Origin of the sequence: Bradyrhizobium diversitatis (assembly GCF_016031635.1) — a bacterium.
In the GTDB taxonomy this organism is placed as follows: Bacteria; Pseudomonadota; Alphaproteobacteria; order Rhizobiales; family Xanthobacteraceae; genus Bradyrhizobium; species Bradyrhizobium diversitatis.
Window position 1 is genome coordinate 84,341 of the sequence record NZ_JACEGD010000024.1, and the last position, 26,126, is coordinate 110,466.

Here is a 26,126-nt window from a genome sequence, read left to right on the forward strand (position 1 = left end):
GCGAGAAAGGCGCCGCATCGCTGCGGCGCCTTCAGCCTCAGGCCTTGGCGGTCTGCTTACGGGCAGGGATGCCGCTGGCCGTCGTACCCGAGATAGGTGCCGGAAGCCGGGTCGTATGATTTGAAGCGCTGCGCGCAATAGGCGGAATCGCCGCCGCCATCCTGCACCACCGCGACCGACGGTTCGTCATAGTAGCTGCCGTAGTAGTAGGGATCATCGTAATAGCCGTAGCCGCCGCCGTAGCCGCCATAATAGGCATACGAGCCGAGGCCGCCAACTGCGACGCCGGTCGCGAAGCCCGGCCAGAAGCCGCCGCGACGATGATGATGCCAGTGACGGCCGCGCCAGTTGCTTCCACCGTGCCAGTTGCCCGCAGTTGCGACGCTGCGGGTGCCGCCGAAGGACGGCGAGAAGGACTGACGGGGCGTCGCGCCGGCTACGAAGCGGTCGCCGCTCGGACGCATCGGAGTGCCGGCCGCGAAACTGCCAGCGCTCGGACGCATTGCAGGGCCGGCGCCGAAACCGCCTCCGCTGGGACGTACCGCGGCGCCGGCCCCGAAATTGCCGCCACCGCCGCCAAACGCAGCGCCGCCGCCACCGCCACCCATGCGCGCGCCGCCACCGCCGCCACCGAAGTGAGCGCCGCCGCCACCGCCGCCGCCACCGCCGACATGGGCGCCGCCGCCGCCCCCGCCCACTCCGGGACGCTGGGCAAAGCTCGGTGTGGCAAAGGGAACAACCAGCGCCACCGCCGCGGCGGCACTCAAGATTTTCAGACTGCTCATAGTTAAACTCCTTTCCCGGAAAGCAAACCCTATGAAAGCGCGGGGGTTCCTTGGGATCACGCCGGTTTGCGCGCGAACGGAGCCTCTCGCGCGGCCGCTGTACCGGGCATGAATGAATCGCGACCGCTTTGCGGCAGGGGCCTGCTCGGTAGCCGGATTGGGGAGGAGACCCACGCACCTGCCGAACTGGACATTTCGTTGCCCGGATGGCATCAGGACCCGACGAAGCAGGGCCCTTGCCGCATGAAACAATTCTTCCTCAAGTTCTTCACCTGGTGGAATGGCCAGACTTTTGGCACCCAGCTCTGGACCAAGCGGTACGGGGAGCTGGTCGGCCAGGACGAGCAGGGCAACCGTTACTACCGCACCCGCGGCGGGGCGATCGATCCCACCCTCGGTTTTGAGCGGCGCTGGGTGATTTATAACGGCTACGCGGAGGCGAGCCGAATTCCGCCGTCCTGGCATGGCTGGATTCATCACGTCGTCGACGTGCCTCCGACCGAGGCCAATTACCAGCCGCGCGAGTGGGAAAAGCCGCACCAGCCGAACCTCACCGGCACGGCGAAGGCGTATCGTCCCTCCGGCTCCACGCTTGCCAGCGGCCGGCGTCCGAAGGCGACCGGCGACTACCAGCCCTGGACGCCCGGCTAGCCTTTTCACCCACCCGCGAACTGCCATCGTTCGAAGCGGATGCATATGCATCCGCGCCGCACTGCTGTGGACAACGGGAACAGCGGGGATGCCGCTCGCGCCGACGTTGCATTGACGCGGGCGATGCGGCTCAATGATCCCATCTTACGGTGATGGGAGACCATCGCGTTCGGTTCGGGCAACAGCTCGCGACTGTCCCGAAATGCAGCGGCCGCCGACCAGGACTCGATCGGGAGATAGGCCCCCGGTCTGGAAGCTCCGAAATCGCCCGATGTGAATGTGCAGCCGCCGTAAGACAGGAAGGGCCGCTCGGGAAACCGGGCGGCCTTTTTCTTTTGGGGGGCTTGCGAAGGTCTCGTGCCCCGGACGCAGCGCAGCGCTTCCCCGGCGATGCGAAGCGTCGTCCGGTTCAGCGGTGCGCTGCAGAGCCGGGGCCGATGTTGCAGCGGTCCGTGTGGCTTGCTGGGTCCCGGCTCTGCGCCGCATCGCTACGCGGTGCGGCGCGTCCGGGACACGAGAGTATCGGCCTGCGCTACATCACCCTTTCAGCCGCGCGCTTGACCGCTTCGAGCCGCCGCGCCTGGTTCTGTGCGCCGCGCTCCTTCAGCAACGCCTTCACCTCGGCGGAAGCGGTGTCCGGCGAGCCGGAATTGAACGGCGGGGCCGGATTGTATTCCATCTGGAGCTGGATCGCTTCCGCCGTCGTGCGATCGATCATGATCGATACCAGCGTCAGCGCGAAATCGATGCCGGCGGTGACGCCGCCGCCGGTGATGCGGTTGCGATCGATGCAGACGCGCGTCTTAGTCGGCGTCGCGCCGAACTGGGCGAGCATGTCCATCGCGCTCCAATGGGTGGCGGCGCGGTAGCCCTTCAACAGGCCTGCGGCGCCGAGCGCCAGCGAGCCCGTGCAGACCGAGGTGACGTATTTGGCGCCGTCGGCCTGTCTGCGCAGGAAGTCGAGCACCTCCTCGTCGTCGATCAGGTCGTTGGTGCCGGCGCCGCCGGGCACGCAGATCACGTCGAGTTGAGGGCAGTCCGCAAACGTCGTGGTCGGCGTCAGCGTCATCACGGAATCGCTCGGCACCGGTTCGATCCGCTTCCAGATCAGGTGCAGTTTTACGCCGGGAACCATGGCGAACACCTGCAGGGGACCGGTGAAGTCCAGCTGGGTGACGCGCGGAAACACCAAGAGACCAATCTGGAGCGGTGACGACATCGAAATATCCTCCAATTGCGAGCTTGACGCCGGCAGGATGTCATGGTGCCCTCCCGTCCGAAATGGCTTAATTCCCTCACTTTCGGACATATCGTTAGGAGTTGGCCCATGATCGGCATCCTGATCTTCCCGGATTTCCAGCTGCTCGATGCGGCAGGCCCGATCTCGGCGTTCGAGATCGCAGCGCGCTGCACCGGCAAGACGCCGGCCATCCGCGTACTGGCAGTCAAGCCGGGGCTCGTGCGCAGCTCATCCGGGGTCGAGATGATGGCGCGCGACTTCAAGGCGGCGAACGCGATCACGACGCTGGTGGTAGCCGGCGGCGTGGGCGTTGCCGATGCCGCGCGCTGCGAGGTCACGCGGGCCTTCTTGCAGCGGCTGGCAAAGCGTGGCGTTCGGGTCGCGAGCGTTTGCTCGGGCGCCTATGTGCTCGCCGAAGCGGGACTTCTCGACGGCCGCCGCGCCACCACGCATTGGGGGCGGACACGCGATTTCGTCGCGCGCTTTCCCAAGGTGAAATTCGAGCCGGACCAGATCTTCACAAGGGACGACAATGTCTGGACCTCGGCAGGCATCTCCGCGGGCATCGATCTCGCGCTCGCGATGATCACCGAGGACCACGGCGAGGAGATCGCACAGCAGACCGCACGCCAGCTCGTGCTCTATCACCGCCGCAGCGGCGGCCAGTCGCAATTCTCCTCGCTGCTGGAGCTGAAGACGCCGAACGGGCGGTTCGGCGCACTGCTGTCTTGGGCACGTGAAAATCTCGACGCGCCGCTGACGGTGGAAGATCTCGCCGATCGCGCCGGCATGAGCGCTCGGCATTTTGCCCGTGCCTTTGCCGCCGAGACCGGCACGACGCCATCCAAGGCGATCGAGCGCCTGCGGCTCGAAGTCGCGCGCGAGCGCGTGCAGTCCTCGCGCGAGGCGATCGAACTCGTTGCGGAAACGACCGGCTTCCGCGATCCCGAGCGAATGCGGCGCGCCTTCATCCGCGCCTTCGGCCAGCCGCCGCAGGCCCTGCGGCGCGCGGCGCGGGTGGGATAGCTGCTTCACGGACGTCGTTCGCGACTAGGTGGGCCAGTTCGATCACACGATGTCAGCCTCGTGCGCGACATCCCATTTCGCGATCGGCTGGCCGGCGCCTGCCGCCCAAAATAATCGATTTTATCGATTAATTGTACACAAACAATCTGTTTGATCAATTTAATGGATTCTCCGATCCTCGCTGCGCCAGCGTCGATACCGAGAGATACGCCAATGACCATTGTCCAAAATTCCCGCCCGTACCCAGTCAAGCGTGCCATGCGCGACAACATCCTGTCATACGGAAACTCCGTCCTTGCAATCGTCCCCGGCGTCGCGCTGGCCGCGACCATTGCCGTGGTCGCCAACACGATGCGCAGTATTCCTGCCGTCGCGACGTTCAGTCCCATGATCCTGGCGATCGCGATCGGAATGGCCGTGCGCAACCTCGCCGGCACGCCAGCTCTCGCCCGCGCTGGAATCAGCTTCAGCATACGCCGGTTGCTTCGGCTCGCGATCGTTCTCCTGGGCTTCCAGATCACGCTGACCCAGCTTGCCAGCGTCGGCCCCAAGGGGATCCTCATCGTCGCCGGCACGCTCGTTGCGACGTTCGGATTCACGCTCGCAGCCGGGCGTGCGCTGGGCGTCGAACGCAAGCTCGCTCGACTGATCGCCGCGGGCACCTCGATCTGCGGCGCGTCAGCCGTCGTCGCGACCAATAGCGTCACCGAAGCTCGCGACGAGGACGTTGCATATGCGATCGCGTGCGTCACGGTCTTCGGCTCGATCGCGATGTTCGTCTATCCCATGCTGCCTCGCCTCCTGCATCTCGATGCCGACGCGTACGGCCTCTGGAGCGGCGCATCCATTCACGAGATCGCCCAGGTGGCTGCCGCCTCGTTTCAGAACAGCCAGCGGGCGGGTGAAATGGCAACCGTTGCCAAGCTTGCCCGCGTCATGCTGCTCGCGCCGGTCGTGCTGACCCTGAGCGTCGTCACCAGGGCTTCGGCGCAGCCGGCCGGCGGCAAGTCGGCACGGCCTCCCGTCCCCTGGTTCGCGATCGGCTTTGTCGCGATAGCCGCACTCAACAGCGTCGTGAGCATTCCGGCGGGCCTCAGGAGCGCGACGATCACGCTCTCGACGTTCCTGCTCACGATGGCGCTCGCGGCCATGGGCCTTGAGACCGACGTCTCGAAATTGTACGCGGAGGGGCTGCGTCCGGCCATGCTGGGCGGGCTCGCATTTCTCTTCATCGCAGGCTTCAGCCTGATCCTCATCAAACTCGTTGGATGACCATGACGCTCGAACAGCTCCGTATCTTCGCCGCTGTCGCTGACAAGCAGCACGTCACCCAGGCTGCCCACGAATTGAATCTGACACAATCGGCCACGAGCGCGGCAATCGCCGCGCTCGAAGGACGCTACGGGGTCAAGCTGTTCGATCGGGTGGGGCGCGGAATCGTTCTGACGCATATGGGCCGGACGTTTCTCGGGGAAGCGCGTGCGGTGCTGGCGCGCGCGCACGCCGCCGAGCAAGTCCTGCGCGATTTTGCCGGCCTCAAGGCCGGCCGATTGGTGATCGCGGCAAGCCAGACGGTTGGGAGCTACTGGCTTCCGATGAGATTGCTGGCGTTTCAGGCCGTCCATCCCGGCATCGAAATCAACGTCAGGATCGCCAACAGCGAGCAGGTCGCAACCGACGTACGCGACGGCATGGCGGATGTCGGCTTCGTCGAGGGCGACATTGACGACGCCGCATTGTCCGCCCGCCGGGTCGATGGCGATGCGTTGGTCGCCGTCGTGGGTGCGCGGCACCCTCTTGCGAGCCAAAAGAAGCTGCCTGCCGACTGGATGACCAGGACACCGTGGATCCTTCGCGAGCCGGGCTCCGGAACGCGGGCCATATTCGAGCGCGCCCTGAAGAAGCGCGGGGTCCGCCTCGCCGACCTGACGGTGCAGCTCGAACTGGCCTCGAACGAGGCGATCCGAACCGCGGTCGAGGCGGGCGGCTGCGCTGCAGCCGTCTCCGATCTCGTGGTCGAAAAGGCGATAGCGACGAAACGGCTGGTCCGGCTCGAGGACGAATTGGCCAAGCGCTCGTTCTACGCGCTCCGTCACAAGGAGCGGCATATCAGCAAAGCGGAAGCCGCCTTGATGTCCAGCATCGCTGGCGGCGCTACACCGTAGGCAGAGCTGCGCACGCCCGTAGCCTGTATTCCGCAACGATCGAACCCAGGTCTCGCCGAAGAGTGCGCCGGCGCGCGCGCATGCGCCTGCGGAATTCGATCGGTGTCGGCGATCAGAACGATCTGATCATCTCGTTGGATTGCCGATGCGCCGAGGTCTACCTCTTTGGTCACAGGCAGGCACTTCAAGCACTGCGTGCCGGAAATTCAGAGATGGAGAACGAAAATGACCCATTCACGTCGCGCTTTCCTCGCGATCGCCCTGTTCGTCGCAGCCGCGTCCACGCTTGGTGCGCCGTCCGCGCTTGCCGGCAGCCCGGTGCACGTGGCGGATCACAGAAATGCCGTTCACCCGGAACGAGGCTTTCACCAGATCGACAGGCATCTTCCGACCATCCGGCAGGCGCAACCTCGCCAGCCCGTCGAAGATCCGCTCGCGGACTTGATCCTCGGATGAGCCGCGGGACTGAACCAGCACAAATCCATTCCATGAGGAGCCTTCGATGTCCCAACATTTCGATGATGCACGCATTCCGGCATTGTCCCGCCGCGCCATGCTTCGAGCCATCGGGGTTGCCGGCCTCACGCTCGCCGGCTCATCGGTCCGCGCCGATCAATCGATCCGGCTGCCGATCGCCGGGGAGCCGCGCGATTGGCCGATCACGCATGACTTTCCGCAAAAGGGGAGCATGATCCTGCAGCGCACGCGACCGCCGCTGCTCGAGACCCCGATGGAGGTGTTCGACCGCGGCGTGTTCACCCCCAACGACCAGTTCTATGTGCGCTGGCACTGGGCGGTGATACCGACCTCGGTGGATGCGGACGCCTTCAGACTGTCCGTGCGCGGTCACGTCAACCAAACCCTCTCGCTGTCCATCGGCGACCTGCTCAGATTGCCCCGTGTCGAGCTTGCCGCCGTCAACCAATGCTCGGGCAATTCGCGAGGATTCTTCCTGCCTCGTGTGCCGGGCGCGCAATGGGCGCATGGCGCGATGGGCAATGCGCGGTGGACGGGAGTCCTGCTCAAGGACGTGCTGGACCGTGCGGGCGTCAAGCCGGGCGCAGTTCAGGTCCGATTCAACGGACTGGACGAGCCGGTCGTGCCCGACGCACCGGACTTTCGCAAGTCGCTCGATATCGATCACGCCCGCGACGGCGAGGTCATGATCGCCTTTGCCATGAACGGCGAGCAACTGCCGCTTCTCAACGGCTTCCCGCTGCGGCTGATCGTGCCGGGATGGTACTCGACCTATTGGGTCAAGATGCTCAGCGACATCGAGGTTCTTGATCGCCAGGACGACAATTACTGGATGGCGACTGCCTACACCGTCCCGGATACGCCGCATGCCAACATCATGCCGGGCCAGACCGGCGTCAAGATGGTTCCGATCAGCCGCATGGTGCCACGGTCATTCTTCACGAACGTCGCGGACGGCGCATCGCTTCCGGCGGGCGCAGTCGCAACAATCCGCGGCATCGCGTTCGGCGGAGATGCCGGCGTCGCCAAGGTCGAGCTATCGGTGGATGATGGCCGGACGTGGCAACCCGCGACGCTTGGCGAGGACCACGGCAAGTACAGCTTCCGCCGCTGGCAGGTGGAGATTCCACAACTGATGAAGGGCGGCCATTCGTTGATGGTCCGCTGCACGAACACCGCCGGCGACATTCAGCCGGCCGCATCGAACTGGAACACCAGCGGCTTCATGCGCAACGTCGTCGAGACGGTCCAACTCACCGCGATCTAGGAACAACACCATGCGTCACCTTATCTTCGTCGTCGGCACCTCGTTCGCCGCTCTGCTGGCATCCACGCCCGCGTGGCCGGCCCCCGCAATTTCCTCCACGACCGTGGAGCTTCCGGCGGGCGACGCGCTGTTTCCCGGTGGACCCGAAGCGGATGCCATCAACAACAACTGCCTGGCTTGTCATTCGGCAGACATGGTGGTGAACCAGCCGGCCTTGCCCAGGTCCACCTGGGAATCCGCGGTGCACAAAATGATCAAGGTCTATGGAGCTCCCGTCGAGGACAGCGACGTGCCCGCGATCGTCGACTATCTTGCCAAGGTCAAAGGAAGTGGCCAGTGATGCTCGGCGCCGTTGACAAGCGCTGTTGAATGGATGAGACCAGGACGTTCTTCCAAGCCGCCCAACGCTGAATCTCCCGCCTGAGAAGCGAACTTCGGCGTGCTCATCGATCGGGCTTCTCGCGCACTATCGCGCCAGTCTTGGGGTCGGCATGGAATTCCATCTTCTGTCCGTTCTTGACGCCTTCGCCCTCCCACTGGCCATCGTCGGCTTCAAGCTTGGTGACCTCCGAATAGCCCGACTCCATGACTTTGGCTTTCACTTGCTCCATCGGCATCCAGTCGGGTCCGGGTTGATCGGCTCTCGCTGCCGAGCCCACGGCGAGCGAGCCGAGAACCAGAATTGCGGCAAACTTCATCGCGAACCTCCTTTTCGATGAGAGGCTTCAACGGGGGCCTTGGATTGATGTTCCTCCACTGCGTTGGTGCGACGCAAACGAGTGAACGTCAGGCTTGTTTTCCCCGCCGGACGCATCTGCCCGTGCCGTCAGGCGCCGCGCGATCGGCATCAGCATGTATGGCGCAAGATGTATCGGGAACTGCGTCATCGCGAAATAGAGCCAGGTGGCCGGCGGCAGCGCGCCGGCCGTCGCCGCCAGCATCAGGCCGAGATTGCGCTGTGACACCATCAGCCCGAGCGCAAGCGCGCGCTCATAGCCGATGCGGCGGAACAGCAGCGTGGTGATCGCGAGCAGTGTGAAATAGATCGCGAAGGACAGCAGCGCGAGGCCGATGGTGAACACCGGCTGGCTCACCAGCTCGCTCGCGACATCCCCCATGACTGCGGACGCGAACACAAACAGGATGATGATGTTGAAGCCATCGATCGGCCGCTTCCGGCGCTGGATCGCCTGCGCGCCGAAGATCCAGCGGATGACGGTCGCGGCGAGCAGCGACGCGGCGAGAATGCCGAGCAGCTTCAGGCCGAGTGCAAGCGGCGAGATGCTGAGCATTCCGTCGAGGAACAGGCCCGCGAACATCGACGCCGTGAAGGGAACGAGCGCGGTCGAGGTCACCAGCGTGACAAGCACCAAGGTGGCGTCGAGCCCCATCAGCGCGGCGAGTGCCGGCGAGGCCATCATCGGCGAGGCCATGCCCTGGAGCATCAGCGCGAGAGCAAGGCCGGGCGAGTGGCTCGCCAGTCCCGTTGCATGGGCGATCAATCCGACGATCAGCGGCACGCCGATCGTGGTCCAGGCCGTGGCGGCCGCGACCAGCGCCGGCCTGCGGAGATGGCCGTAGAGCGCGGCCAGATCGACCCGCATGAAGGAGATGCAGAGCAGAAGGAAGATCGCCTCGGTGACATAGGGGCGCAGCAGCGCGCCGAGCGGCGGCACCGCGACCGCGATGAAGACGACGGCTGCGACCGCGCGGGTGCCCTGGCTGCCGAGCCATGTCAGTCCGCGCAGCGGAAGAGCGAAGATGGGGCGAAGAACGGAAGGCATGCGGGAGGGGTCAGCCCAATCCCTTCAACCAGACGCCGATCTCGCTCACGGCGACGTTGGCCTGTCGCAACAGCTTGCCCATGGTGAAGAAGCCGTGGAACTGGCCGGGGAAGTGCTTGTAGGTGACGGGCACGCCGGCCTGCCTGAGGCGCTCGGCATATTCGTCGCCCTCGTCGCGCAAGGGATCGGCGCCGGCGGTCAGCACGTAGGCGGGGGGCAGGCCGGCAAGGTTCTGCGCGCGCGCCGGCGAGGCGCGCCAGTCGTGGATGTCGGCGGCGCCATTGAGGTAGTGGTCGCGAAACCAGCGGATCACCGAATGCGTCAGCAGCACGCTGGTCTCGGGCTCGCTATGGGAGGCGTGCGTCATGGCGAAATCGGTCGCCGGATAGATCAACACCTGACCCGTGAGCGCGGGGCCGCCAGCGTCACGCGCGGCGAGCGCCACGACCGCGGCGAGATTGCCGCCGGCGCTGTCGCCGCCGATCGACAGGCGCGAGGCGTCGATGCCGAGATCGCGCGCATGCGCGGCGATCCATCTGGTCGCTGCGATCGCGTCATCGGCGGCGGCGGGAAACTTGTGCTCGGGCGCGAGGCGGTAGTCGACCGAGATCACGATCAGTGCGCCTTCGGCCGCGAGCTGGCGGCAGACGACGTCGTGGGAATCGAGATCGCCGATCACCCAGCCGCCGCCATGGAAAAACACCAGCGCTGGCGACAGGCCGTCGCGCTGGCGCGGTTCCTTGGGGACGTAGAGGCGGGCTGGAATCGTCCCGTGCGGTGCCGGTATCGCCAGCGGCGCGACGCGCGCGAGCTCCGGCGCGTCAGGATTGGTGGCAAACCGCGCCTGGGAATAGTAGGCGCGTGCTTCGTGCGCGGTCAGGGTCTCGTAGGCGGGGCGGCCGGCCTCCTGGAAGGCCTTGTAGACGGCGGCTGCATCGGGATCGAGCACAACGGGCATGAAGGGGGCCTTGGAGTTTCCGGTTATCGTTGGATGGTATTTTCGGGGCAACGCCCGCGTTCGGCCTTGGGAGGGCTCATGACTATCCCATCCGGGAGCTGGCCTGGCCAGACCGCGCCGGGAAGGGCAGGGATGCCGCCCTTCCCCCGCCGTATTCCCCGTGTTAACCGGAGGCCTGCGAGCGGCGGTATCCCCTGTAAAATGTCCAACGAGCCCGATTCGCTGTTGAAGCCGCGCGAGATGTTCAAAACCTTTTCCCTGACAGGCCTTGCGGCACTGCTGGCCGCCACCGCGCTGACCGTCGCGACGCCGGCCCAGGCGCAGATCGGCACGATCTTCTCGGATCCGCCGCCGCTGCGGCCGCCCGGCAGCATTCCGCGCGGCCAGCCGCAGCCGCAGGTCCCCGAGGACGACGAAGAGGTACCGGAGCTGCCGCCGCAGGGCCGCGTGCTGCCGTCGCGGCCGATGGCGCCGCCGCCGGGCCGCCAAGGTAACGTGATGCCGGGGCCGGTCGAGAGCCAGCCGCTGGCGCCGCCGCCCGGCTCGACCGTGGCGCCGCCAAACCAGCTGCCGTCCGCGGCGATCGCGCCACCCAGTCCGCAAGGTGTGCCTGGTCAGCGCCAGCCCCAGCAGAAGGGTGCGCCGGGCACGGTCCCGCAGACCCCGGCAAGCCTCCAGCCGGGCGACGAGGTCGTGACCGAGCCGCCGGCCCAGAAGATCGTGAACAAGAAGGCGACCTTCTCCGGCCTCGACAAGATCACCGGGCGCATCATCAATTTCGACGAGGAGATCGGCGAGACCGTCCAGTTCGGCGCGCTCAGGGTCAAGACCGACGCTTGCTATACGCGGCCGGCGACGGAGGCTGCCAACACCGACGCCTTCGTCGAGGTCGACGAGATCACCTTGCAGGGCGAGGTGAAGCGCATCTTCTCGGGCTGGATGTATGCGGCAAGCCCGGGCCTGCATGGCGTCGAGCATCCGATCTACGACATCTGGCTGACCGACTGCAAAGAGCCGCAGCAGACCGTTGCGACCGCGGCACCGGATCCTGCGACCAAGCCGGCAGCTCCGCCGCCCGCGCAGAAGAAGGCTGCGCCCAAGCAGGCCGTGCAGCAGCGTCCGCCGCAGCCCTTGCCGCCACCGCCGCAGCAGCAACCGGCTCCGCCACCGCCGCCGCCGGAGCAGCGGCCAGGTCTGTTCGGTATCCCCGGGTTCGGCCGCTAAAATCGAGCCCTGCTGTCGATCATTGCCGCGAGGCGATGATCTCTAGCGCGCGTGCGCCGGGGATCGCTTCGCCGTCGGAGAGCCTCAGGAAATCGCCTGGTTCGCCCGCCAGCGCCTTGTCGAGCAGTGCCGTATAGCGTCGCCGCGAAATCTCGACCGCGCCGAAGCTCTTCAGATGCTCGGTGACATATTGGGTGTCGAGCAGCTCGAAGCCGCCATAGATGAGCCGCGCGACCAGATGCACCAGCGCGACCTTCGAGGCATCGCGCGCGGTGTGGAACATGCTCTCGCCGAAGAAGGCCCGTCCGAGGCTCACGCCGTACAGCCCGCCGACGAGGTCGTCGCCCTGCCAGGCCTCGACGCTGTGGCAATGGCCGAGCTCGAAGAGGCCGCCATAGAGGTCGCGTATGCGCTTGTTGATCCAGGTGTCCTCGCGTCCGGTCTGCGGCGCGGCGCAGCCGGCGATCGTCGCCTTGAAGGCGGTGTTGACGGTCACGCGAAAGGCGTCGGACCGTACGGTGCGCGCAAGCCGCGAGGCGACGCGAAAACCGTCGAGCGGGATGACGCCGCGCAATTCCGGCTCGACCCAGAACAGGGTCGGATCATCGGCGCTTTCCGCCATCGGGAAGATGCCGCAGGCATAAGCGCGCAGCAGCACGGCCGGCGTGATTTCAGACGGGGCGGAGTCGCGCGAAGTCATGGTTTGCCATCATAGCAGGATCGCAATGCGGTTGCGATGGGCGGCGCAACCGGGCGCGAGGTCAGCTCGCTGCGGCGGTGCCGGCCTTGACGGGGGCTGCGGGCGCGCGGCCGAACTTCAGCACGACCCTGGTTCCGGAATGCGCGGGATCGCGCTCGACCGAGGCATCGAGCTTGGAAGCCATGGCGGCGACGATACGCTGGCCCATGCCGGTGGAGCGCGGATCGGCCTTGACGTTGTCGCCGACGCCATCGTCGCTGATCGAGAGCAGGAGATCGTCGCCCTGCGAGACCAGCTCGACATGGATCGGGCCGGCGCCGTCGGGATAGGCGTATTTCACCGCGTTCATCACCAGCTCGTTGACGATGATGCCGACGGCGACCGCGCGGTCCGGATCGATCTCGATCGGCTCGGCCTTCAGCGTCAGGCGCGACATCCGGTTACCTTCGGCCGAGCGGCGGAGATCCTCGAGCAGCGAGTCCAGATACTGGTTCAGGACCACGCTTTTCAGGTCCTGCGAGGTGTAGAGGCGGCGGTGCACCTGCGCGACCGCGGCGACGCGGCCCATCGCATTGGTCAGTGCCGCCTTGACCTCGTCCTGCGCGGCGGAGCTCGCCTGAAGGTGCAGCAACGAGGCGATGATCTGGAGCGAATTGCCGACACGGTGGTCACCCGCCTTCAGCGCGGTGACCGCGATGCTGGAATCCTGCGAGGCGGTGACGAATACGACCGGCGGTGCGTCCGGGATCGCCATGATCTGCTCGAGCGTCTCCAGCCCGTCGAGGCCCGGCATGTACTGATCGAGTGCCACGACATCGATACCGCCTTCGGCGCCGGCGCGGCGGATGCGCTCGAGACCTTCCTCGCCGCTCGCGGCGTGAACGACCCTGTAGCCGCGCCGCGTCAGGCCGCGGTCGACCAGGCGCGCCAGCGCGTCGTCGTCGTCGATGTAGAGCAGTGTCGGCGTGGGCTGGTTCATGTGGCGGCGGGCGGGACCTGGATGACCGAGAAGAAGAGGCCGAGCTGCCGGATGGCATTGGCGAAATTCTCGTAGTTGACGGGCTTGGTGATGTAGACGTTGCAGCCCAGCTCGTAGCAGCGCTTGATTTCCTGGGAATCGTCCGTGGTGGTCAGCACCACCACGGGCGAGGCCTTCAGATATTTGTTCTCCTTGATCTGCTTCAGGATGTCGATGCCGGTCATGTCGGGGAGGTTGAGATCGAGCAGGATCAAGAGCGCGTTGCCCTTCTGAACCAGTCCGGAGCGGTCTGCACCAAACAGGTGCATCATCGCGTCCGTGCCGTTCTGGAAGGAGACGATCTCGTTGTTGACGCCGGAGCGGCGGATGTTGCGCTCGATCAGGCGGGCGTGGCCCTCGTCGTCCTCGATCATGATGATGGTGACAGGCTGGGTCATCGATCTGTGTTCCGGTTGCTCACATTCCAGGCGATCGGCAGCGTGATCGTGAAGGTGCTGCCTGCGTTCAGTTCCGATGATACCGACATGGTGCCGCCGAGGCGACGCACAAGTGCACGGACATGCGCAAGACCGATGCCCTGGCCGGGCTTGTCCTGGGTTCCCGCGCGGCGGAACAGGTCAAATATCCGCTGGTGATCCTTCGGATCGATCCCGCGGCCGTTGTCGCTGATCTCGAAGATAGCGTAGCCGAGCTTGGTGCGCCCGCGGATTCGGATCTCGCCGGGCATGCCGGGTTTGAGATATTTGATCGCATTGTCGATCAGGTTCGAGAAGATCTGCTCGAGGGCGAGACGGTCGCTCACGAGGTCTGGCAGGGGCTCGAGGTGGATCTCGGCCTGCGCCTCAGCCGCCTGGTGCGCCAGCGTCGAGACGATGGCCTCGATCAGCTCGCGCGTGTCGATCTTCACCGGCTGGAATTCGCGCCGGCCCTCGCGCGTGAGGTTGAGAATGGCCGAGATCAGACGGTCCATCTTGGCGATCGACGTCTTGATGAAGCCGAGCGCTTCGGAAAAATCCTCCGAGAGCTGCTTGTCGGCGCCCTCGAGCGCGATCTCGCCCGGCCCGGCGGGGGCCAGCGGTGCTCCCTCCGCAGAGACATGAGCGAGGCTGCTCATGCGGCGGAAAATGTCGCCGCCGAGCTCCTCGAGTTCGCTGGTGAAGCCCATGATGTTGACGAGTGGCGAGCGCAGATCGTGGCTGACGATATAGGCGAAGCGCTGGATCTCGTCGTTGGCTTCGCGCAGGTCTGCCGTGCGTTCGTCGACGACGGCCTCCAGATTGACGTTGGCATCGCGCAGGCGTGCTTCGGCTTCGTCCCGGGCGCCAGCCGACCGCCGTACCAGCCAGATCGAGAGCATCGCCAGCACCACCACGAGGCCGGAGCCGATGCCGGTCATCGACGCGGCGAGGGTCTGGCTGTGGTCGGAGTTGGCAGTGCGGAGGCGGAACAGGCGCTCCTCCTCCTGGGCCATCGCGTTCGCGACGGTGGCGATCCTCGTCGTGGTGTCCTGGGCCGCGGCCTCACGCACCAGTGCCGCGGCCTTGTCCGGCTGGCCTTGCTGGATGAACACCATTTCCTGCGCGAATTGGCCGAGGCGGATTTCAATCGCCGCGCTCAGCTTTTCGACGTTCTCGCGCTGCCCGGGATTGTCGCCGCTCAGGCGCGTCAGCTTGTCGAGGGCGGGGATGATTGCCGCCACGGCCTTTTCATGGTCGACCCTGAAATTCTCCCCCTGCGTCAGGAGATAGCCGCGAACGCCGCTCTCGGCGCGCCGGATTTCGAGCAGCAGGGCGTTGATCTGGTTCTCCACCTCGATGGTGTGAACCACCCATTTGCTGTCTTCCCGCGCCTTGTTGACGAGATAGACGGAGCCGGCGCTGATCACCGTCAGCACCAAAAGGCCCGCCGCGAACAGCAGGATCTGCCAGAATGCGCGCCGTCGCTGGCCTTCAGCCGTCACGGCGGTTCACCTGTCTGCGCTCAATGAAGATCAAAACGCCCCCCCTTTGGAACTGGCCCCAACCGTCCAGAACGCGATTGGGGCCAAAGGGTTCCACAAGAGGAGGACTAACTCGCTTCAGGTTCCGGCTTGCCGGCGAGATACTGCTCCAGCCAGTGGATGTGGTAGTCGCCGTTGATGATGTCGTCTTCGCGCACCAGTGCACGGAACAGCGGCAGCGTGGTCTCGATGCCTTCGACCACCATCTCGTCCAGCGCCCGGCGCAGCCGCATCAGGCATTCGGCGCGGGTCTTGCCGTGCACGATCAGCTTGCCGACGAGTGAATCGTAATAAGGCGGGATCGTGTAGCCCTGATAGACGGCGGAATCGATCCGGACGCCGAGGCCGCCGGGCGGATGATATTGCATGATCCGGCCGGGTGAGGGGCGGAAGGTCTGCGGGTTCTCGGCATTGATGCGGCACTCGATCGCATGGCCGATGACCTGGATTTCGTCCTGCCTGGCGGGCAGGTCGCCGCCGGCGGCGATGCGGATCTGCTCCAGCACGAGGTCGATGTCGGTGATGCTCTCGGTGACGGGATGCTCGACCTGGATGCGGGTGTTCATCTCGATGAAGTAGAACTCGCCGTCCTCGAACAGGAACTCGATGGTGCCGACACCGAGATATTTCATCTCGCGCATCGCTTTGGCGCAGGTCTCGCCGATCCTGGCCCGCGCCGCGGCGGACAGTACGGGCGAGGGGCCTTCCTCCCAGACCTTCTGGTGCCGGCGCTGCAGCGAGCAGTCGCGCTCGCCGAGATGGATGGCGCCGCCGCGGCCGTCGCCGAGGATCTGGATCTCGATGTGGCGCGGCTTCTGGAGATATTTTTCAAGATAGACGGACGCATCGCCAAAGGCGGACCTGGCCTCGTTGGCCGCCGTCGACAGCGCCAGCTGGAGGTCGGCCTCGCTGTGCGCGACCTTCATGCCGCGGCCGCCGCCGCCGGCCGCCGCCTTCACCAGCACCGGGAAGCCGATCGCCTTGGCGATCGCCATCGCGTCGTCGTCGGGGCCGACCGCGCCGTCGGAGCCGGGCACCACGGGAATGCCGAGGCGCTTCGCCGTCTTCTTGGCCTCGATCTTGTCGCCCATCAGGCGAATGTGCTCGGCCTTCGGGCCGATGAAATGCAGATTGTGCTCGGCGAGGATTTCCGCAAAGCGCGCGTTCTCGGAGAGGAAGCCGTAACCGGGATGCACGGCATCGGCGCCCGTGATCTCGCAGGCCGCGAGCAGCGCGGGCACGTTGAGATAGCTGTCCTTGGACGACGGCGGCCCGATGCAGACGCTCTCGTCCGACAGCCGAACATGCATGGCGTCGGCGTCGGCCGTGGAGTGCACGGCGACGGTCGCGATCCCGAGCTCCTTGCAGGCCCTGAGGATGCGAAGGGCGATCTCGCCGCGATTGGCTATGAGGATCTTGTCGAACATGTTGTCCTGCAGCGAATGGCGAGTGGCGAATGGCGAGTAGGGAAGGCTGACGCCATTCGCTATTCGCTATTCCCCATTCGCGTCACTCAATGATCACCAGCGGCTCGCCGTACTCGACCGGCTGGCCATCCTCGACCAGGATCTGCGTCACCGTGCCGGCGCGCGGCGAAGGGATCTGGTTCATCGTCTTCATGGCCTCGATGATCAGCAGCGTCTGGCCGACCGAGACCTTGGTGCCGACCTCGATGAACGGCTTGGCGCCCGGCTCCGGCGCCCAATAGGCGGTGCCGACCATCGGCGAAGTCACGGCGCCGGGATGCTTCGACAGATCGGAAGCGGCAGTGGCGGTCGCGGCCGCGCTTGCAGCCGCCGTCATGGCGGCAGGAGCGGCTGCCACTGGCAGCGGCATGGTCGCGGCCACGCTGATGTTGCGGGCGACGCGCAGGCGCAGCCCCGCCCGCTCGATCTCGATCTCGGTCAGGCTGGTCTCATCGAGCAGCAAGGCAAGCTCGCGGATGAGCGCCGAATCCTCGCTGGAAAACTTTGCGGCTGCTTTGTCGTCTGGCTGGCGCGCCATGTTGTTTGATCCGAATGTTCTGTTGGAAGGGAGCGTCAGGCGGTGGGCTTGATGCCGAGCTTGGCGGCAAGGCCCTGGATGGCGAGGCGATAGCCCTCGATGCCGAAACCGCAGAGCGAGGCGAAGGCCGCGCGTGCGGTGTAGGAATGGTGACGAAAACTCTCGCGGGCGTGGATGTTGGTCACGTGCACCTCGACCGTCGGGATCTGCACCGCGAGCAGTGCGTCGTGCAGCGCGATGGAGGTGTGGGAATAGCCGCCGGCATTGATGACGATGCCCTTCATCTTGTGCCGGTGCGCCTCATGGATGAAGTCGATCAGCTCGCCTTCGCGGTTGGACTGCCGGCAGTCGGCCTTCAGGCCGAAGGTCGCCGCTGTCTCCCGGCACAGCGCCTCGACGTCGGCCAGCGTCGCATGACCGTACTTTTCGGGCTCGCGCGTCCCCAACATGTTGAGGTTCGGCCCGTTCAGGACGAGGATCGTGTCGGTTGCAGGTTCGGCCATTCCAATCCCGGAAGAGGTGCTTCGGCGTGGCGGGGGTTATAGGTAACAAAGCGCGTGAGGGGAAGCCTCGAAGGGCCTCAGGGGCGGGTTCAAGCACCTCACCCAGTGCGCAAAAACCTGTGCGGAAACTACGGAAATTGCTTGTTAACCAGTCCGAAGCATGGCTGCGGAACGAATGCAAAGGGGCGGGCATCGCTGCCCGCCCCGAGCTTGCCGGTATCCTGCCTCAGGCGTTCAGGACCGCCACGATCTCGTAGGTGTCCGGATTGATGATCACGATCTCATCGCGGACCAGGACGTACCTGTAGGTCCGCCACTCCGGATAAATGGTCACGACCCGCGACGGCAGGGCGTGCAGCGTAATGCCCTCGCGCGGGATGCGGGTGCCGACCGAGATCGAGAAGTTCACGTTCGTCACCGGAGCGACGCGCTGCTCGCGGATCACCGACGTGATCTGCGTCCGCTGCTCGGTCGAAAGCTTGGCAGCGGCGCCAGCCTGGCCGACAGTGGTCGAGCTCTGGCCCTGAGCATTCTGGTTCGTGCCGGTGCCCGGCCGGTTCTCGGCGTTGTTGGTCGAGGTGCCGCTCTTGCTGCCCTCAGCCTTCATGTCCTTCTGGTCCTTGCTGCCGGACTTGCTGGTGTCCTGGCCCATGCTCTTGGACTTGTCCTGCTGGGACTTGTCCATCTGGCCCTGCGCGCGATCATCGGTGCGCTGGCCCTTGGTGGCGCCGGCCTTGTCCTCGGCCGCGTTCTTGTTCATGGCGCCGCCCGGGCGCTCGTCCTTCATCGCACCGGACTTGTCTTCCGAGGCGCGATCGGACTTCATCGTGCTGGAGCCCCCGGCCTGACCGACGGTGCCCTTGTCATGGCTCATGGAGTCGCGCCCCATCGAGCCGCCGCGCTCTGCGGCGCCGCCGGAGGGCTGCGAGTGCTGCATCTGCTGCGAGCCACCGGCGCCGCCACCGCTGTCGCGGCCCATGCTGCCCTGTGCGTTTGCCAAACCGGTCCCCGCGACGAGTGCAGCTGCGGCAACCGAGATCATAAAGCGGTTCAACATTGAAATTCTCCTCACGTGTTTCCTGCGTCATTGCCCGCGCCGACAACGAAAGGAGATTTGAGTTGTTCCGGAACTTCGTCTGTTCCGCGGCATTTGTTTGTTGAACGCTGGATGAACGACTTTGCACGAAGACGCCAATGTTGGGCGCGCGAAAAAAAAGGGCCGGCTCTTCAGCCGGCCCTTCTGCATGCACGAGTTGCGAACGGCGCCTTCAGCAAGTCGCCTTAGCAAGTCGCCTTGCCGCAGCGGGCGATGCCGATCTTTTCCCTGAGGCCTTCGACGCCGACAGCGCCGATCACGATCTGCTTGCCGATGACGTAGCTCGGCGTGCCGTTCATGCCCATCGCTTCGGCAAGCTTGAAGTTCTCCTCGATGGTGGCGCGCACCTCGGGACTGGCGATGTCCTTCTCGATTCTCGCAGTGTCGAGGCCGGCTTCCTTCGCCGCCTGAATCGCGCGCGCCTTGTCGGCGGCGCCGCGGCCACCGAGCAGTCTCTGGTGGAAGTCGAGATATTTCTTGCCGGTGGGATCCTGCATGCGCACGGCGACCGCGACCTGCGCCGCTTCGACCGAGCCCTGGCTCAGCACCGGAAACTCCTTCAGCACGACCTTCAGCTTCGGATCGCTCTTCATGATGGTCAGCATGTCGTCCATCGCGCGCTTGCAGTAGCCGCAATTGTAGTCGAAGAACTCGACGAAGGTGACGTCGCCGTCCTTGTTGCCGAGCACGACCTGGCGCGGCGAGTTGAAGATCGCATCGGCATTCTGCGCGATGCTGGCCTCGTGCTTCTGCGTTTCGGCCGCGGCCTGACGCTTGCTGAGCTCGGCCATGGCCTCCTCGAGCACCTCGGGATGGCTGACGAGGTAGTTCTTGATGATGGTCTCGATGTCGGTGCGCTGGGCATCGGAGAAGCTGTCGGCCGACGCGGGCACGGCTGCGCCGAACATGGCGAGCGCGAACAATGCGGGAGCAAGCAGGCGCAGCGAAGGCATAGGTAAATCCTCTTATCCAAAGCAGGTTTCGATAAACGTCCCGGCGGACTTAAGCTCGGTGTCGTGACGTCGTGGTATCGGGCGTCGTTCGAGTTGCGTCAGTTGCGCGGCGGCTTCGCCGCCACGATGTCGTCGGCCTTGACCCATCCGGGCGTGCCGATGGCGAAACGGGTCTTCGCGCGCGTTGCAAGCTCGCGGGCGGTCTTGTTGTCGCCGCGCAAATAAGCGGCCTGGGCCGAGGCGAGATCGGCCTCGGCGTAGTCTCCCTTCCGGCCATAGGCCATTGCGAGCTGGGTATAACCGAGTGCCGCCTCGGGCTCTCGGGCCACCGCAGCGCGGAGAATCCGAACGGCATCGTCGGTGTAGGCTTTATTATCGGTTCCAACCAGAGCCTGCCCAAGTAACATCTCGATGAGGGGGGCGTTGTTCGAGAGCTGCGCTGCCTTGCGCAGGGGAGCGATCGCCTCCGCCGGCTTGCCGCTCTCCAAAAGCGCCTGGCCGCGCACCTCGTAGAAGTAGGGGTTGTTCGGCTGAACCTGGATCAGCGCGTCGATCTGAGTGAGCGCGCTGCGCAAATCCCCGTGCAGATAGGTGCTGATGGCGCGGGCATAGCGCGCCGGCAGGCTGTCGTTGGTCTGGGGATAGCGGCGGTACACCGTCTCCGGCCGCTCCATGAAGGCTGATATCTTGGCGCGGACCATGTCGTGCCGGAGCTGAAGCGCGGGATCGTCCTTCTTGTTCCAGTATGGGCTGGTGCCTGCGAATTCCTGGAGTGCGGCGACACGCTCGGCCGGCATCGGATGCGACTGGAGATAGGGATCGGCGCCGCGCGAAGCGAACAGGCTCTCGCTGGTGAAGCGCTTGAAGGTCTCGTACATGCCCTTCGGCGATTGCTGGGTCGCAGTCAGGAATTTCACGCCGGCGCGGTCGGCGTTCTCCTCCTGCTGGCGCTGGTAGGATAGCAGCGTACGGCGGATCATCTCCTGCGGAGCGGCGATCGCGGCCGCGCCGGCATTGGCCAGCCCGTTGTTGCCGGCGCTCGAGCTGCGGGTGCTGCCGGCGGCGATTGCGCCGGCGCCGAGCAGCATCGCGATGATCATCTGGGTCTGGGCCGTGGCGAGTTGCTCGCGCAGCTTGGACAGGTGACCGCCGGCCAGATGTCCGGTCTCGTGCGCGAGCACGCCGATGATCTGGTTCGGCGTCTCCGACTGGAGGATCGCGCCCCAATTGACGAAGATGCGGCGGCCGTCCGCGACGAACGCGTTGAACGAGCCGTCGTTGATGATCACCATCTGGATGTTCTGCTTCTCCAAACCCGCGACGCGCAGGATCGGACGGGTGTATTCGCGCAGCAACTGCTCGGTCTCGGTGTCGCGCAGGACCGGCGGCCCCTTGGCTTGTGCCCGCGCGGCCGAGAACGGCGTCAGCGCGATGGCCGCGGCCGTGACGAGGGCGGTGAGAGCGGAGGCCTTCTGGCGCAATGCGATCCTGAGCAACATCGAGCGGTCTGGTCAAACGGTCTTGGTCAGCAGTTTCGTGATTGGTTTGGCGATTGGCGGCAGACCGGATCCGCGATATGCCCCTTGTGAGCCGTGCCCTTTATGAGCCGTACAATGCGGCCAGTCTGGGGCGCAAGTGCCCTGTTTTCCGGACCGGACGGATCCGGTCCGCCAGCGAATAGCAGAAATCGATGCACGATGCGACCTTGAGGAACCGGTTGGGGCAGTGGCTCGAGCCCTCCCGCCGCAGCGATGTTCCCCCGTTCATGGTGATGGACGTCATGGCGGCGGCGGCCCGAATCGAGGCCGCGGGCGGTCATGTCATCCATATGGAGGTCGGCCAGCCCGCGGCCGGCGCACCGAGAAGCGCGATCTCAGCCGCCCATGCGGCGCTGGAGGCCGGACGGATCGATTATACCTCCGCGCTCGGCATTCCCAGTCTGCGCGAGCGCATCGCGCGGCATTATCGCGACACCTATGGCTGCCACGTCAGCCCCGAGCGGATCGTCGTGACCACAGGCTCCTCCGGCGGCTTCATCCTGGCTTTCCTGTCGATGTTCGAGCCCGGCGATCGCGTCGCCGTGACGGTGCCGGGCTATCCACCGTACCGTCATATCCTCACCGCGCTCGGCTGCGAGCCAGTCTTGATCGAGACCACGAACGAGACGCGTCACGCGCTCACCGGCGAGGCACTGCTCGCCGCCCATCGCAAGGCGCCGCTGAAGGGCGTGCTGGTCGGCAGCCCCGCCAATCCGACGGGCACGATGATGTCCCGCGAAGCGCTCGCCGGCCTCATCGCGGCCGCGGAAGACGCTGGCATCCGCTTCATCTCGGATGAGATCTATCACGGGCTCGATTACGCGTTTCCAGCCGTGACGGCGGCGGCGCTGTCCGAGCACGCACTCGTGATCAACTCGTTCTCGAAGTATTTTTGCATGACGGGCTGGCGCGTCGGCTGGATGGTCGTGCCCGAGATCCTGGTGCGGCCGATCGAGCGGCTCCAACAGAACCTCTCGATCTCGGTGCCGTCGCTGTCGCAGATCGCGGCAGAGGCTGCCTTCGACGGCGCGGCCGAGATGGAGGAAATCAAGCACGGCTATCAGGAAAACCGGCGTATCCTGATCGATGGATTGCCCAAGGCCGGACTGACGAGATTCCTGCCCGCCGACGGCGCCTTCTATCTTTACGCCGACGTCTCGGACTTCACCTCGGACAGTTTCGAGTTCGCCAAGCAAATGCTGGAGCAGGCACGCGTGGCGGCAACGCCCGGCGTCGATTTCGATCCCATCCATGGCCGTTCATTCATACGGTTTTCCTATGCCCGCTCGCTCGATGAGATGCGAGAGGCAGTTGACCGGATTGCTGAGTGGCTTAAATAACTGCCCCAGTTTTCTTCAGCCTTCCGGAGTTCAACTTGTCAGACCGTTCCGTCCCGTCCGCCGCTGCGCCACATTCCTCTCTCGCCGCTTTGATGTGGCCGACCCGGCCGGGCGAAGCCGTCGGCGCGCTGCGTGCCGTCGTGTTGATCGTTCTCGGCACCGCGTTGATGGCGCTGTCGGCCAAGGTGAACCTGCCGCTGCCCTATGTGCCGATGACGCTGCAGACGCTGGTGGTGCTGATGATCGGCGCCGCCTATGGCTGGCGCCTTGGCAGCGCAACCATGATTGCCTACCTCGCCGAGGGCGCGATCGGGCTGCCGGTGTTCGCCGGTCCCGTGGGTGGGATTGCTCCGCTGGTCGGCCCGACCGCGGGCTATCTGTTCGGTTTCGTGCTGGCTGCGTTCGTGACCGGCTGGCTCGCCGAGCGCGGCTGGGATCGCAGCGTGATGCTGCTGTTTGCGGCGATGGCCGTTGGCCATATCGCCATTCTGGCCGCCGGCTTCGGCTGGCTGGCTTTTGGCCTGGGTCTCGGCGCCGCCAAGGCCTGGCAGGTCGGCATCGTGCCGTTCATTGCGGCCTCATTGGTCAAGAATGCACTCGGCGCGGCCCTGATGCCGGCGGCGCGCCGGATCGTCGAGCGCCGCGGGTAAAGCGCGCTACAACCAGCAGTTCCAATTGACAGGGCCGGCCAAGTTGATCTTGGCTGGCCGGTGTTTTGAGGGGGAGTGAAACCATGACGACGACAACGATGGCGGGAGCGCCGGTCGCGCCGCCCGTCGCCAAGCCGTGGTACAAGGTCCTCTACGTCCAGGTGCTGATCGCCATCGTGCTCGGTGCCATCGTTGGCTGGCTGTGGCCGCAGGTCGCCACCAACGAATGGATCAAGGCGCTCGGCGACGGCTTCATCAAGCTGATCAAGATGGTGATCGCTCCGATCATCTTCTGCACCGTGGTCTCCGGCATCGCCCACATCCAGGACGCCAAGAAGGTCGGACGCATCGGCGTCAAGGCGCTGGTCTATTTCGAGGTCGTCTCGACCTTCGCGCTGGTGATCGGTCTCATCGTCGGCAATGTCGTCAAGCCGGGCTCCGGCTTCGGCAATGCGGCGGCGAACGAGGCGGCCGTTGCAGGCTACGCCAAGCAGGCCGCCGGCCAGAAGTCCGTCGACTTCGTGCTGCACATCATTCCCGACACCGTTGTCGGCGCCTTCGCGCAAGGCGAAATTCTGCAGGTGCTGCTGTTCGCGGTGCTGTTCGGCTTTGCTTTGATGAGCCTCGGCGAGCGCGGCCATACGATTCGCAGCTTCATCGACGATGCTGCGCACGCGGTGTTCGGTGTGATCTCGATCGTGATGCGCGCGGCGCCGATCGGTGCGTTCGGTGCGATGGCCTATACGATCGGCAAGTTCGGCACCGGCGCCATCCTCAACCTGGTCGGTCTCATCGCCACGTTCTATGTCACCGCGGCGCTGTTCGTGTTCGTCGTGCTCGGCCTCATCGCGCGCATCGCCGGGTTCTCGATCTTCAAGTTCCTGGCCTACATCAAGGACGAGCTGCTGATCGTGCTCGGCACCTCGTCCTCGGAAAGCGCGCTGCCGTCCCTCATGGAGAAGCTGGAGCGGCTTGGCTGCTCCAAGTCGGTCGTCGGCCTCGTGGTGCCCACGGGTTATTCCTTCAACCTCGACGGCACCAACATCTACATGACGCTGGCGACCCTGTTCATCGCGCAGGCGCTCGGCGTCGATCTTTCCTTCGGCCAGCAGCTCACGATCCTGGTCGTGGCGATGCTGACCTCGAAGGGCGCCTCCGGCATCACCGGCGCGGGCTTCATCACGCTGGCGGCGACGCTCGCCGTGGTCGATCCACGCCTCGTGCCGGGCATGGCGATCGTGCTCGGCATCGACAAGTTCATGAGCGAGTGCCGCGCGCTGACCAATCTGTGCGGCAACGGTGTCGCCTGCGTGATCGTCGCCTGGTGGGAGGGTGAGCTCGACCGCGACAAGCTCAACGCCAACCTCGCCAAGCAGATCGATCCGACCGACATGGAGACGGCGATCACGACGGACTGATCTGCAAGCCGCGTCCGACGGCGCAGGCCGCGCCGTCAGATCTTGAAACAACAGGGCTGGTCGAGATCCTCGACCAGCCCTTGTTCTATGGGCCTAGAACCGCTCAGGCCGGTATGGCGTGGGATCGACCGCCGGCGTCTCGCCGCTCATGATCTCGGCGAGCAGGCGGCCGGTCGCAGGTCCCAGCGTAAAGCCCTGATGACCATGGCCGAAGTTCATCCAGAGGCCGGGGTGGCGCGGGGCGCGGCCGAGCACCGGGAGCATGTCGGGCGTGCAGGGCCGCGTGCCGAACCACGGGTCCGGCTCGACCCGCTTGCCGAGGTCGATCAGTTCGCGTGCCGAGGCTTCGGCGCTGGCGAGCTGCACCGGTGTTGCCAGCGCATCCGGCCCCGTCAGCTCCGCTCCCGTCGTGATGCGAATGCCCTTGGCCATCGGACCCATGGCATAGCCGCCGGACTTGTCGATCAGCGGCAGGTCGAGCGACGCGCCGCCGCTGTAATGCATGTGGTAGCCGCGCTTGCGTACCAGCGGGATGCGATAGCCGAATTTGTGGAGGAGGTCGGGCGACCACGGCCCGAGCGTCACGACGGCGTCGGGAGCATCGAGGTGTCCGCTGTCGGTGTCGACCGACCAGCCGGTCGCGGTCTGTTGCAGAGACTGCGCATCACCGAGCACGATCGTGCCGCCGAGGCGCTCGAACAACTCGGCATAGGCGGTGACCAGTGCGCCGGGATCCGACACGGTCCAGGTGTCGAGCCAATGGATCGCGCCGGGGAGATCGTCGCGCAGGATCGGCTCGGCCTTGGCGAGCTCGCTGCCCGACAGCACGCGAAAATTCACGCCGAATTCGCGCTGATCTTCTTCCGCGGCCTTGATCGAGAGATCCAGTGAAGCGCGGTCGCGAAACAGCGCTCGGTAGCCGGCACGGCGGATGAGATTGTCGGCATGCGCCTCGCGGATCAGGATGTCGTGCTCGGCCGTCGCGTAGGCGATCAGCCGTGCCCACGCCTCGATCGCCTCGCGATGCCGCTTCGGCGCCGAATGCCACCAGTAGCGGAGCAGGGGCTCGATGTGGAGATGGAGGGAGGAGAGGCTGTAGCGCACGTCGTTGGTGCGACCGGTCGCGATCTTCAAGAGCGAGGCGAAGTCGCGCGGCATGGGATAGGGGCGCACCGCTTCTGCCTGGATCATCCCGGCATTGCCGTAGCTGGTCTCGCGGCCCGGCTCCCTGCGGTCGACGAGCGTGACGGACCAACCGTGCTGCTGCAGGTGCAGCGCCGCGCTCACACCGACCATGCCGCCGCCGAGAACTATTGCACGTCGCATCGAAACTGACCTCGCCAACCAAAAACCGCCCGGTTTGGCCGGG

Annotated in this window: 27 protein-coding genes; 10 read left to right on the forward strand and 17 right to left on the reverse strand. The window is 65.5% G+C overall.

Translation table 11 applies throughout. The annotated features are described in order from the left end of the window. Positions 1–56 precede the first annotated feature (56 nt). Positions 57–785, reverse strand: coding sequence for a BA14K family protein (locus tag H1B27_RS25490; RefSeq protein ID WP_061876589.1), 729 nt, complete (start codon positions 783–785; stop codon positions 57–59). 243 nt (positions 786–1,028) lie between these two features. Here H1B27_RS25490 and H1B27_RS25495 point away from each other — a divergent pair, with 243 nt between their 5' ends. After that, positions 1,029–1,436, forward strand: a complete 408-nt coding sequence (locus H1B27_RS25495) for an NADH:ubiquinone oxidoreductase subunit NDUFA12 (RefSeq protein WP_061876590.1) — start codon at positions 1,029–1,031, stop codon at positions 1,434–1,436. Positions 1,437–1,968: 532 nt separating this feature from the next. Here H1B27_RS25495 and H1B27_RS25500 read toward each other — a convergent pair. After that, the gene (locus tag H1B27_RS25500; RefSeq protein WP_197967935.1) at positions 1,969–2,655 is read right to left on the reverse strand and encodes a DJ-1/PfpI family protein; all 687 of its coding nucleotides are present in this window, start codon (positions 2,653–2,655) and stop codon (positions 1,969–1,971) included. Between the two features lie 108 nt (positions 2,656–2,763). Here H1B27_RS25500 and H1B27_RS25505 point away from each other — a divergent pair, with 108 nt between their 5' ends. The 3 genes from H1B27_RS25505 to H1B27_RS25515 all read left to right on the forward strand — a co-directional run bounded on the left by H1B27_RS25505 (position 2,764) and on the right by H1B27_RS25515 (position 5,867). Next, positions 2,764–3,702, forward strand: a complete 939-nt coding sequence (locus H1B27_RS25505; protein ID WP_061876592.1) for a GlxA family transcriptional regulator — start codon at positions 2,764–2,766, stop codon at positions 3,700–3,702. Positions 3,703–3,915: 213 nt separating this feature from the next. Continuing rightward, the gene (locus H1B27_RS25510; protein WP_197967936.1) at positions 3,916–4,974 is read left to right on the forward strand and encodes a YeiH family protein; all 1,059 of its coding nucleotides are present in this window, start codon (positions 3,916–3,918) and stop codon (positions 4,972–4,974) included. A gap of 2 nt (positions 4,975–4,976) precedes the next feature. Further along, positions 4,977–5,867: a LysR family transcriptional regulator gene (locus H1B27_RS25515; protein ID WP_197967937.1), complete on the forward strand. Its 891-nt coding sequence runs from the start codon at positions 4,977–4,979 to the stop codon at positions 5,865–5,867. Positions 5,868–6,101: 234 nt separating this feature from the next. On the opposite strand, the gene H1B27_RS25520 is transcribed toward H1B27_RS25515, so the two are convergent. After that, positions 6,102–6,251 carry a hypothetical protein gene (locus tag H1B27_RS25520; RefSeq protein ID WP_197967938.1) on the reverse strand — a complete coding sequence of 50 codons (150 nt, stop codon included), beginning with the start codon at positions 6,249–6,251 and terminating at the stop codon, positions 6,102–6,104. 118 nt (positions 6,252–6,369) lie between these two features. On the opposite strand from H1B27_RS25520, the gene H1B27_RS25525 reads away from it, so the two are divergent. Both H1B27_RS25525 and H1B27_RS25530 read left to right on the forward strand, forming a co-directional pair. Beyond that, positions 6,370–7,611, forward strand: a complete 1,242-nt coding sequence (locus H1B27_RS25525) for a molybdopterin-dependent oxidoreductase (protein ID WP_246515701.1) — start codon at positions 6,370–6,372, stop codon at positions 7,609–7,611. Positions 7,612–7,621: 10 nt separating this feature from the next. After that, positions 7,622–7,951, forward strand: a complete 330-nt coding sequence (locus H1B27_RS25530) for a cytochrome c (protein WP_197967939.1) — start codon at positions 7,622–7,624, stop codon at positions 7,949–7,951. Positions 7,952–8,054: 103 nt separating this feature from the next. Here H1B27_RS25530 and H1B27_RS25535 read toward each other — a convergent pair whose 3' ends face one another. The 3 genes from H1B27_RS25535 to lipP1 are packed head-to-tail and all read right to left on the reverse strand — an operon-like array spanning position 8,055 to position 10,353. After that, entirely contained in the window at positions 8,055–8,309 is a 255-nt protein-coding gene (locus tag H1B27_RS25535) for a PepSY domain-containing protein (RefSeq protein ID WP_131868455.1), read from the reverse strand. Between the two features lie 27 nt (positions 8,310–8,336). After that, positions 8,337–9,395 carry a bile acid:sodium symporter family protein gene (locus H1B27_RS25540; protein ID WP_246515703.1) on the reverse strand — a complete coding sequence of 353 codons (1,059 nt, stop codon included), beginning with the start codon at positions 9,393–9,395 and terminating at the stop codon, positions 8,337–8,339. A gap of 10 nt (positions 9,396–9,405) precedes the next feature. Continuing rightward, entirely contained in the window at positions 9,406–10,353 is a 948-nt protein-coding gene (gene lipP1 / locus H1B27_RS25545; protein WP_197967940.1) for a LipP1 family hormone-sensitive lipase, read from the reverse strand. A 201-nt stretch (positions 10,354–10,554) separates the two neighbouring features. Between lipP1 and H1B27_RS25550 the strand changes: the two genes are divergently transcribed. Then, entirely contained in the window at positions 10,555–11,577 is a 1,023-nt protein-coding gene (locus tag H1B27_RS25550) for a DUF2155 domain-containing protein (protein ID WP_061876595.1), read from the forward strand. Between the two features lie 19 nt (positions 11,578–11,596). Here the strand turns inward: H1B27_RS25550 and aat are convergent, their stop codons facing one another. The 10 genes from aat to H1B27_RS25600 all read right to left on the reverse strand — a co-directional run bounded on the left by aat (position 11,597) and on the right by H1B27_RS25600 (position 21,310). Then, the gene (gene aat / locus H1B27_RS25555) at positions 11,597–12,277 is read right to left on the reverse strand and encodes a leucyl/phenylalanyl-tRNA--protein transferase (protein WP_061876596.1); all 681 of its coding nucleotides are present in this window, start codon (positions 12,275–12,277) and stop codon (positions 11,597–11,599) included. A gap of 61 nt (positions 12,278–12,338) precedes the next feature. Beyond that, the gene (locus H1B27_RS25560; RefSeq protein WP_197967941.1) at positions 12,339–13,256 is read right to left on the reverse strand and encodes a histidine kinase dimerization/phosphoacceptor domain -containing protein; all 918 of its coding nucleotides are present in this window, start codon (positions 13,254–13,256) and stop codon (positions 12,339–12,341) included. Continuing rightward, positions 13,253–13,693: a response regulator gene (locus H1B27_RS25565; protein ID WP_028177209.1), complete on the reverse strand. Its 441-nt coding sequence runs from the start codon at positions 13,691–13,693 to the stop codon at positions 13,253–13,255. Before H1B27_RS25565 ends, H1B27_RS25560 begins: the two co-directional genes overlap by 4 nt. Next, positions 13,690–15,216, reverse strand: coding sequence for a sensor histidine kinase (locus H1B27_RS25570; protein WP_197967942.1), 1,527 nt, complete (start codon positions 15,214–15,216; stop codon positions 13,690–13,692). The genes H1B27_RS25565 and H1B27_RS25570 overlap by 4 nt, the downstream gene beginning before the upstream one ends. Before the next feature lie 107 nt (positions 15,217–15,323). After that, positions 15,324–16,682: an acetyl-CoA carboxylase biotin carboxylase subunit gene (gene accC, locus H1B27_RS25575; protein ID WP_197967943.1), complete on the reverse strand. Its 1,359-nt coding sequence runs from the start codon at positions 16,680–16,682 to the stop codon at positions 15,324–15,326. 82 nt (positions 16,683–16,764) lie between these two features. Beyond that, positions 16,765–17,259, reverse strand: a complete 495-nt coding sequence (gene accB / locus H1B27_RS25580; protein ID WP_061876600.1) for an acetyl-CoA carboxylase biotin carboxyl carrier protein — start codon at positions 17,257–17,259, stop codon at positions 16,765–16,767. A gap of 35 nt (positions 17,260–17,294) precedes the next feature. Next, positions 17,295–17,762: a type II 3-dehydroquinate dehydratase gene (aroQ, locus tag H1B27_RS25585; RefSeq protein ID WP_061876601.1), complete on the reverse strand. Its 468-nt coding sequence runs from the start codon at positions 17,760–17,762 to the stop codon at positions 17,295–17,297. Positions 17,763–17,988: 226 nt separating this feature from the next. Further along, positions 17,989–18,819: a DUF1236 domain-containing protein gene (locus tag H1B27_RS25590; RefSeq protein ID WP_197967944.1), complete on the reverse strand. Its 831-nt coding sequence runs from the start codon at positions 18,817–18,819 to the stop codon at positions 17,989–17,991. Positions 18,820–19,043: 224 nt separating this feature from the next. Further along, positions 19,044–19,811 (reverse strand): DsbA family protein, encoded by a 768-nt coding sequence (locus H1B27_RS25595; RefSeq protein ID WP_197967945.1) that lies wholly within the window; start codon positions 19,809–19,811, stop codon positions 19,044–19,046. Between the two features lie 98 nt (positions 19,812–19,909). After that, on the reverse strand, positions 19,910–21,310 hold the full coding sequence (locus H1B27_RS25600; protein ID WP_061876604.1) for a M48 family metalloprotease: 1,401 nt from the start codon (positions 21,308–21,310) through the stop codon (positions 19,910–19,912). A 191-nt stretch (positions 21,311–21,501) separates the two neighbouring features. On the opposite strand from H1B27_RS25600, the gene H1B27_RS25605 reads away from it, so the two are divergent. The 3 genes from H1B27_RS25605 to H1B27_RS25615 all read left to right on the forward strand — a co-directional run bounded on the left by H1B27_RS25605 (position 21,502) and on the right by H1B27_RS25615 (position 24,757). Further along, positions 21,502–22,689: a pyridoxal phosphate-dependent aminotransferase gene (locus H1B27_RS25605; RefSeq protein WP_197967946.1), complete on the forward strand. Its 1,188-nt coding sequence runs from the start codon at positions 21,502–21,504 to the stop codon at positions 22,687–22,689. Between the two features lie 92 nt (positions 22,690–22,781). Next, positions 22,782–23,339, forward strand: a complete 558-nt coding sequence (locus H1B27_RS25610; protein WP_197967959.1) for a biotin transporter BioY — start codon at positions 22,782–22,784, stop codon at positions 23,337–23,339. 83 nt (positions 23,340–23,422) lie between these two features. Next, complete coding sequence (locus tag H1B27_RS25615; RefSeq protein WP_061876607.1) at positions 23,423–24,757, forward strand: dicarboxylate/amino acid:cation symporter; 1,335 nt, start codon at positions 23,423–23,425, stop codon at positions 24,755–24,757. A 93-nt stretch (positions 24,758–24,850) separates the two neighbouring features. Here H1B27_RS25615 and H1B27_RS25620 read toward each other — a convergent pair whose 3' ends face one another. Further along, complete coding sequence (locus H1B27_RS25620; protein WP_197967947.1) at positions 24,851–26,083, reverse strand: NAD(P)/FAD-dependent oxidoreductase; 1,233 nt, start codon at positions 26,081–26,083, stop codon at positions 24,851–24,853. Between the last annotated feature and the right edge of the window lie 43 nt (positions 26,084–26,126).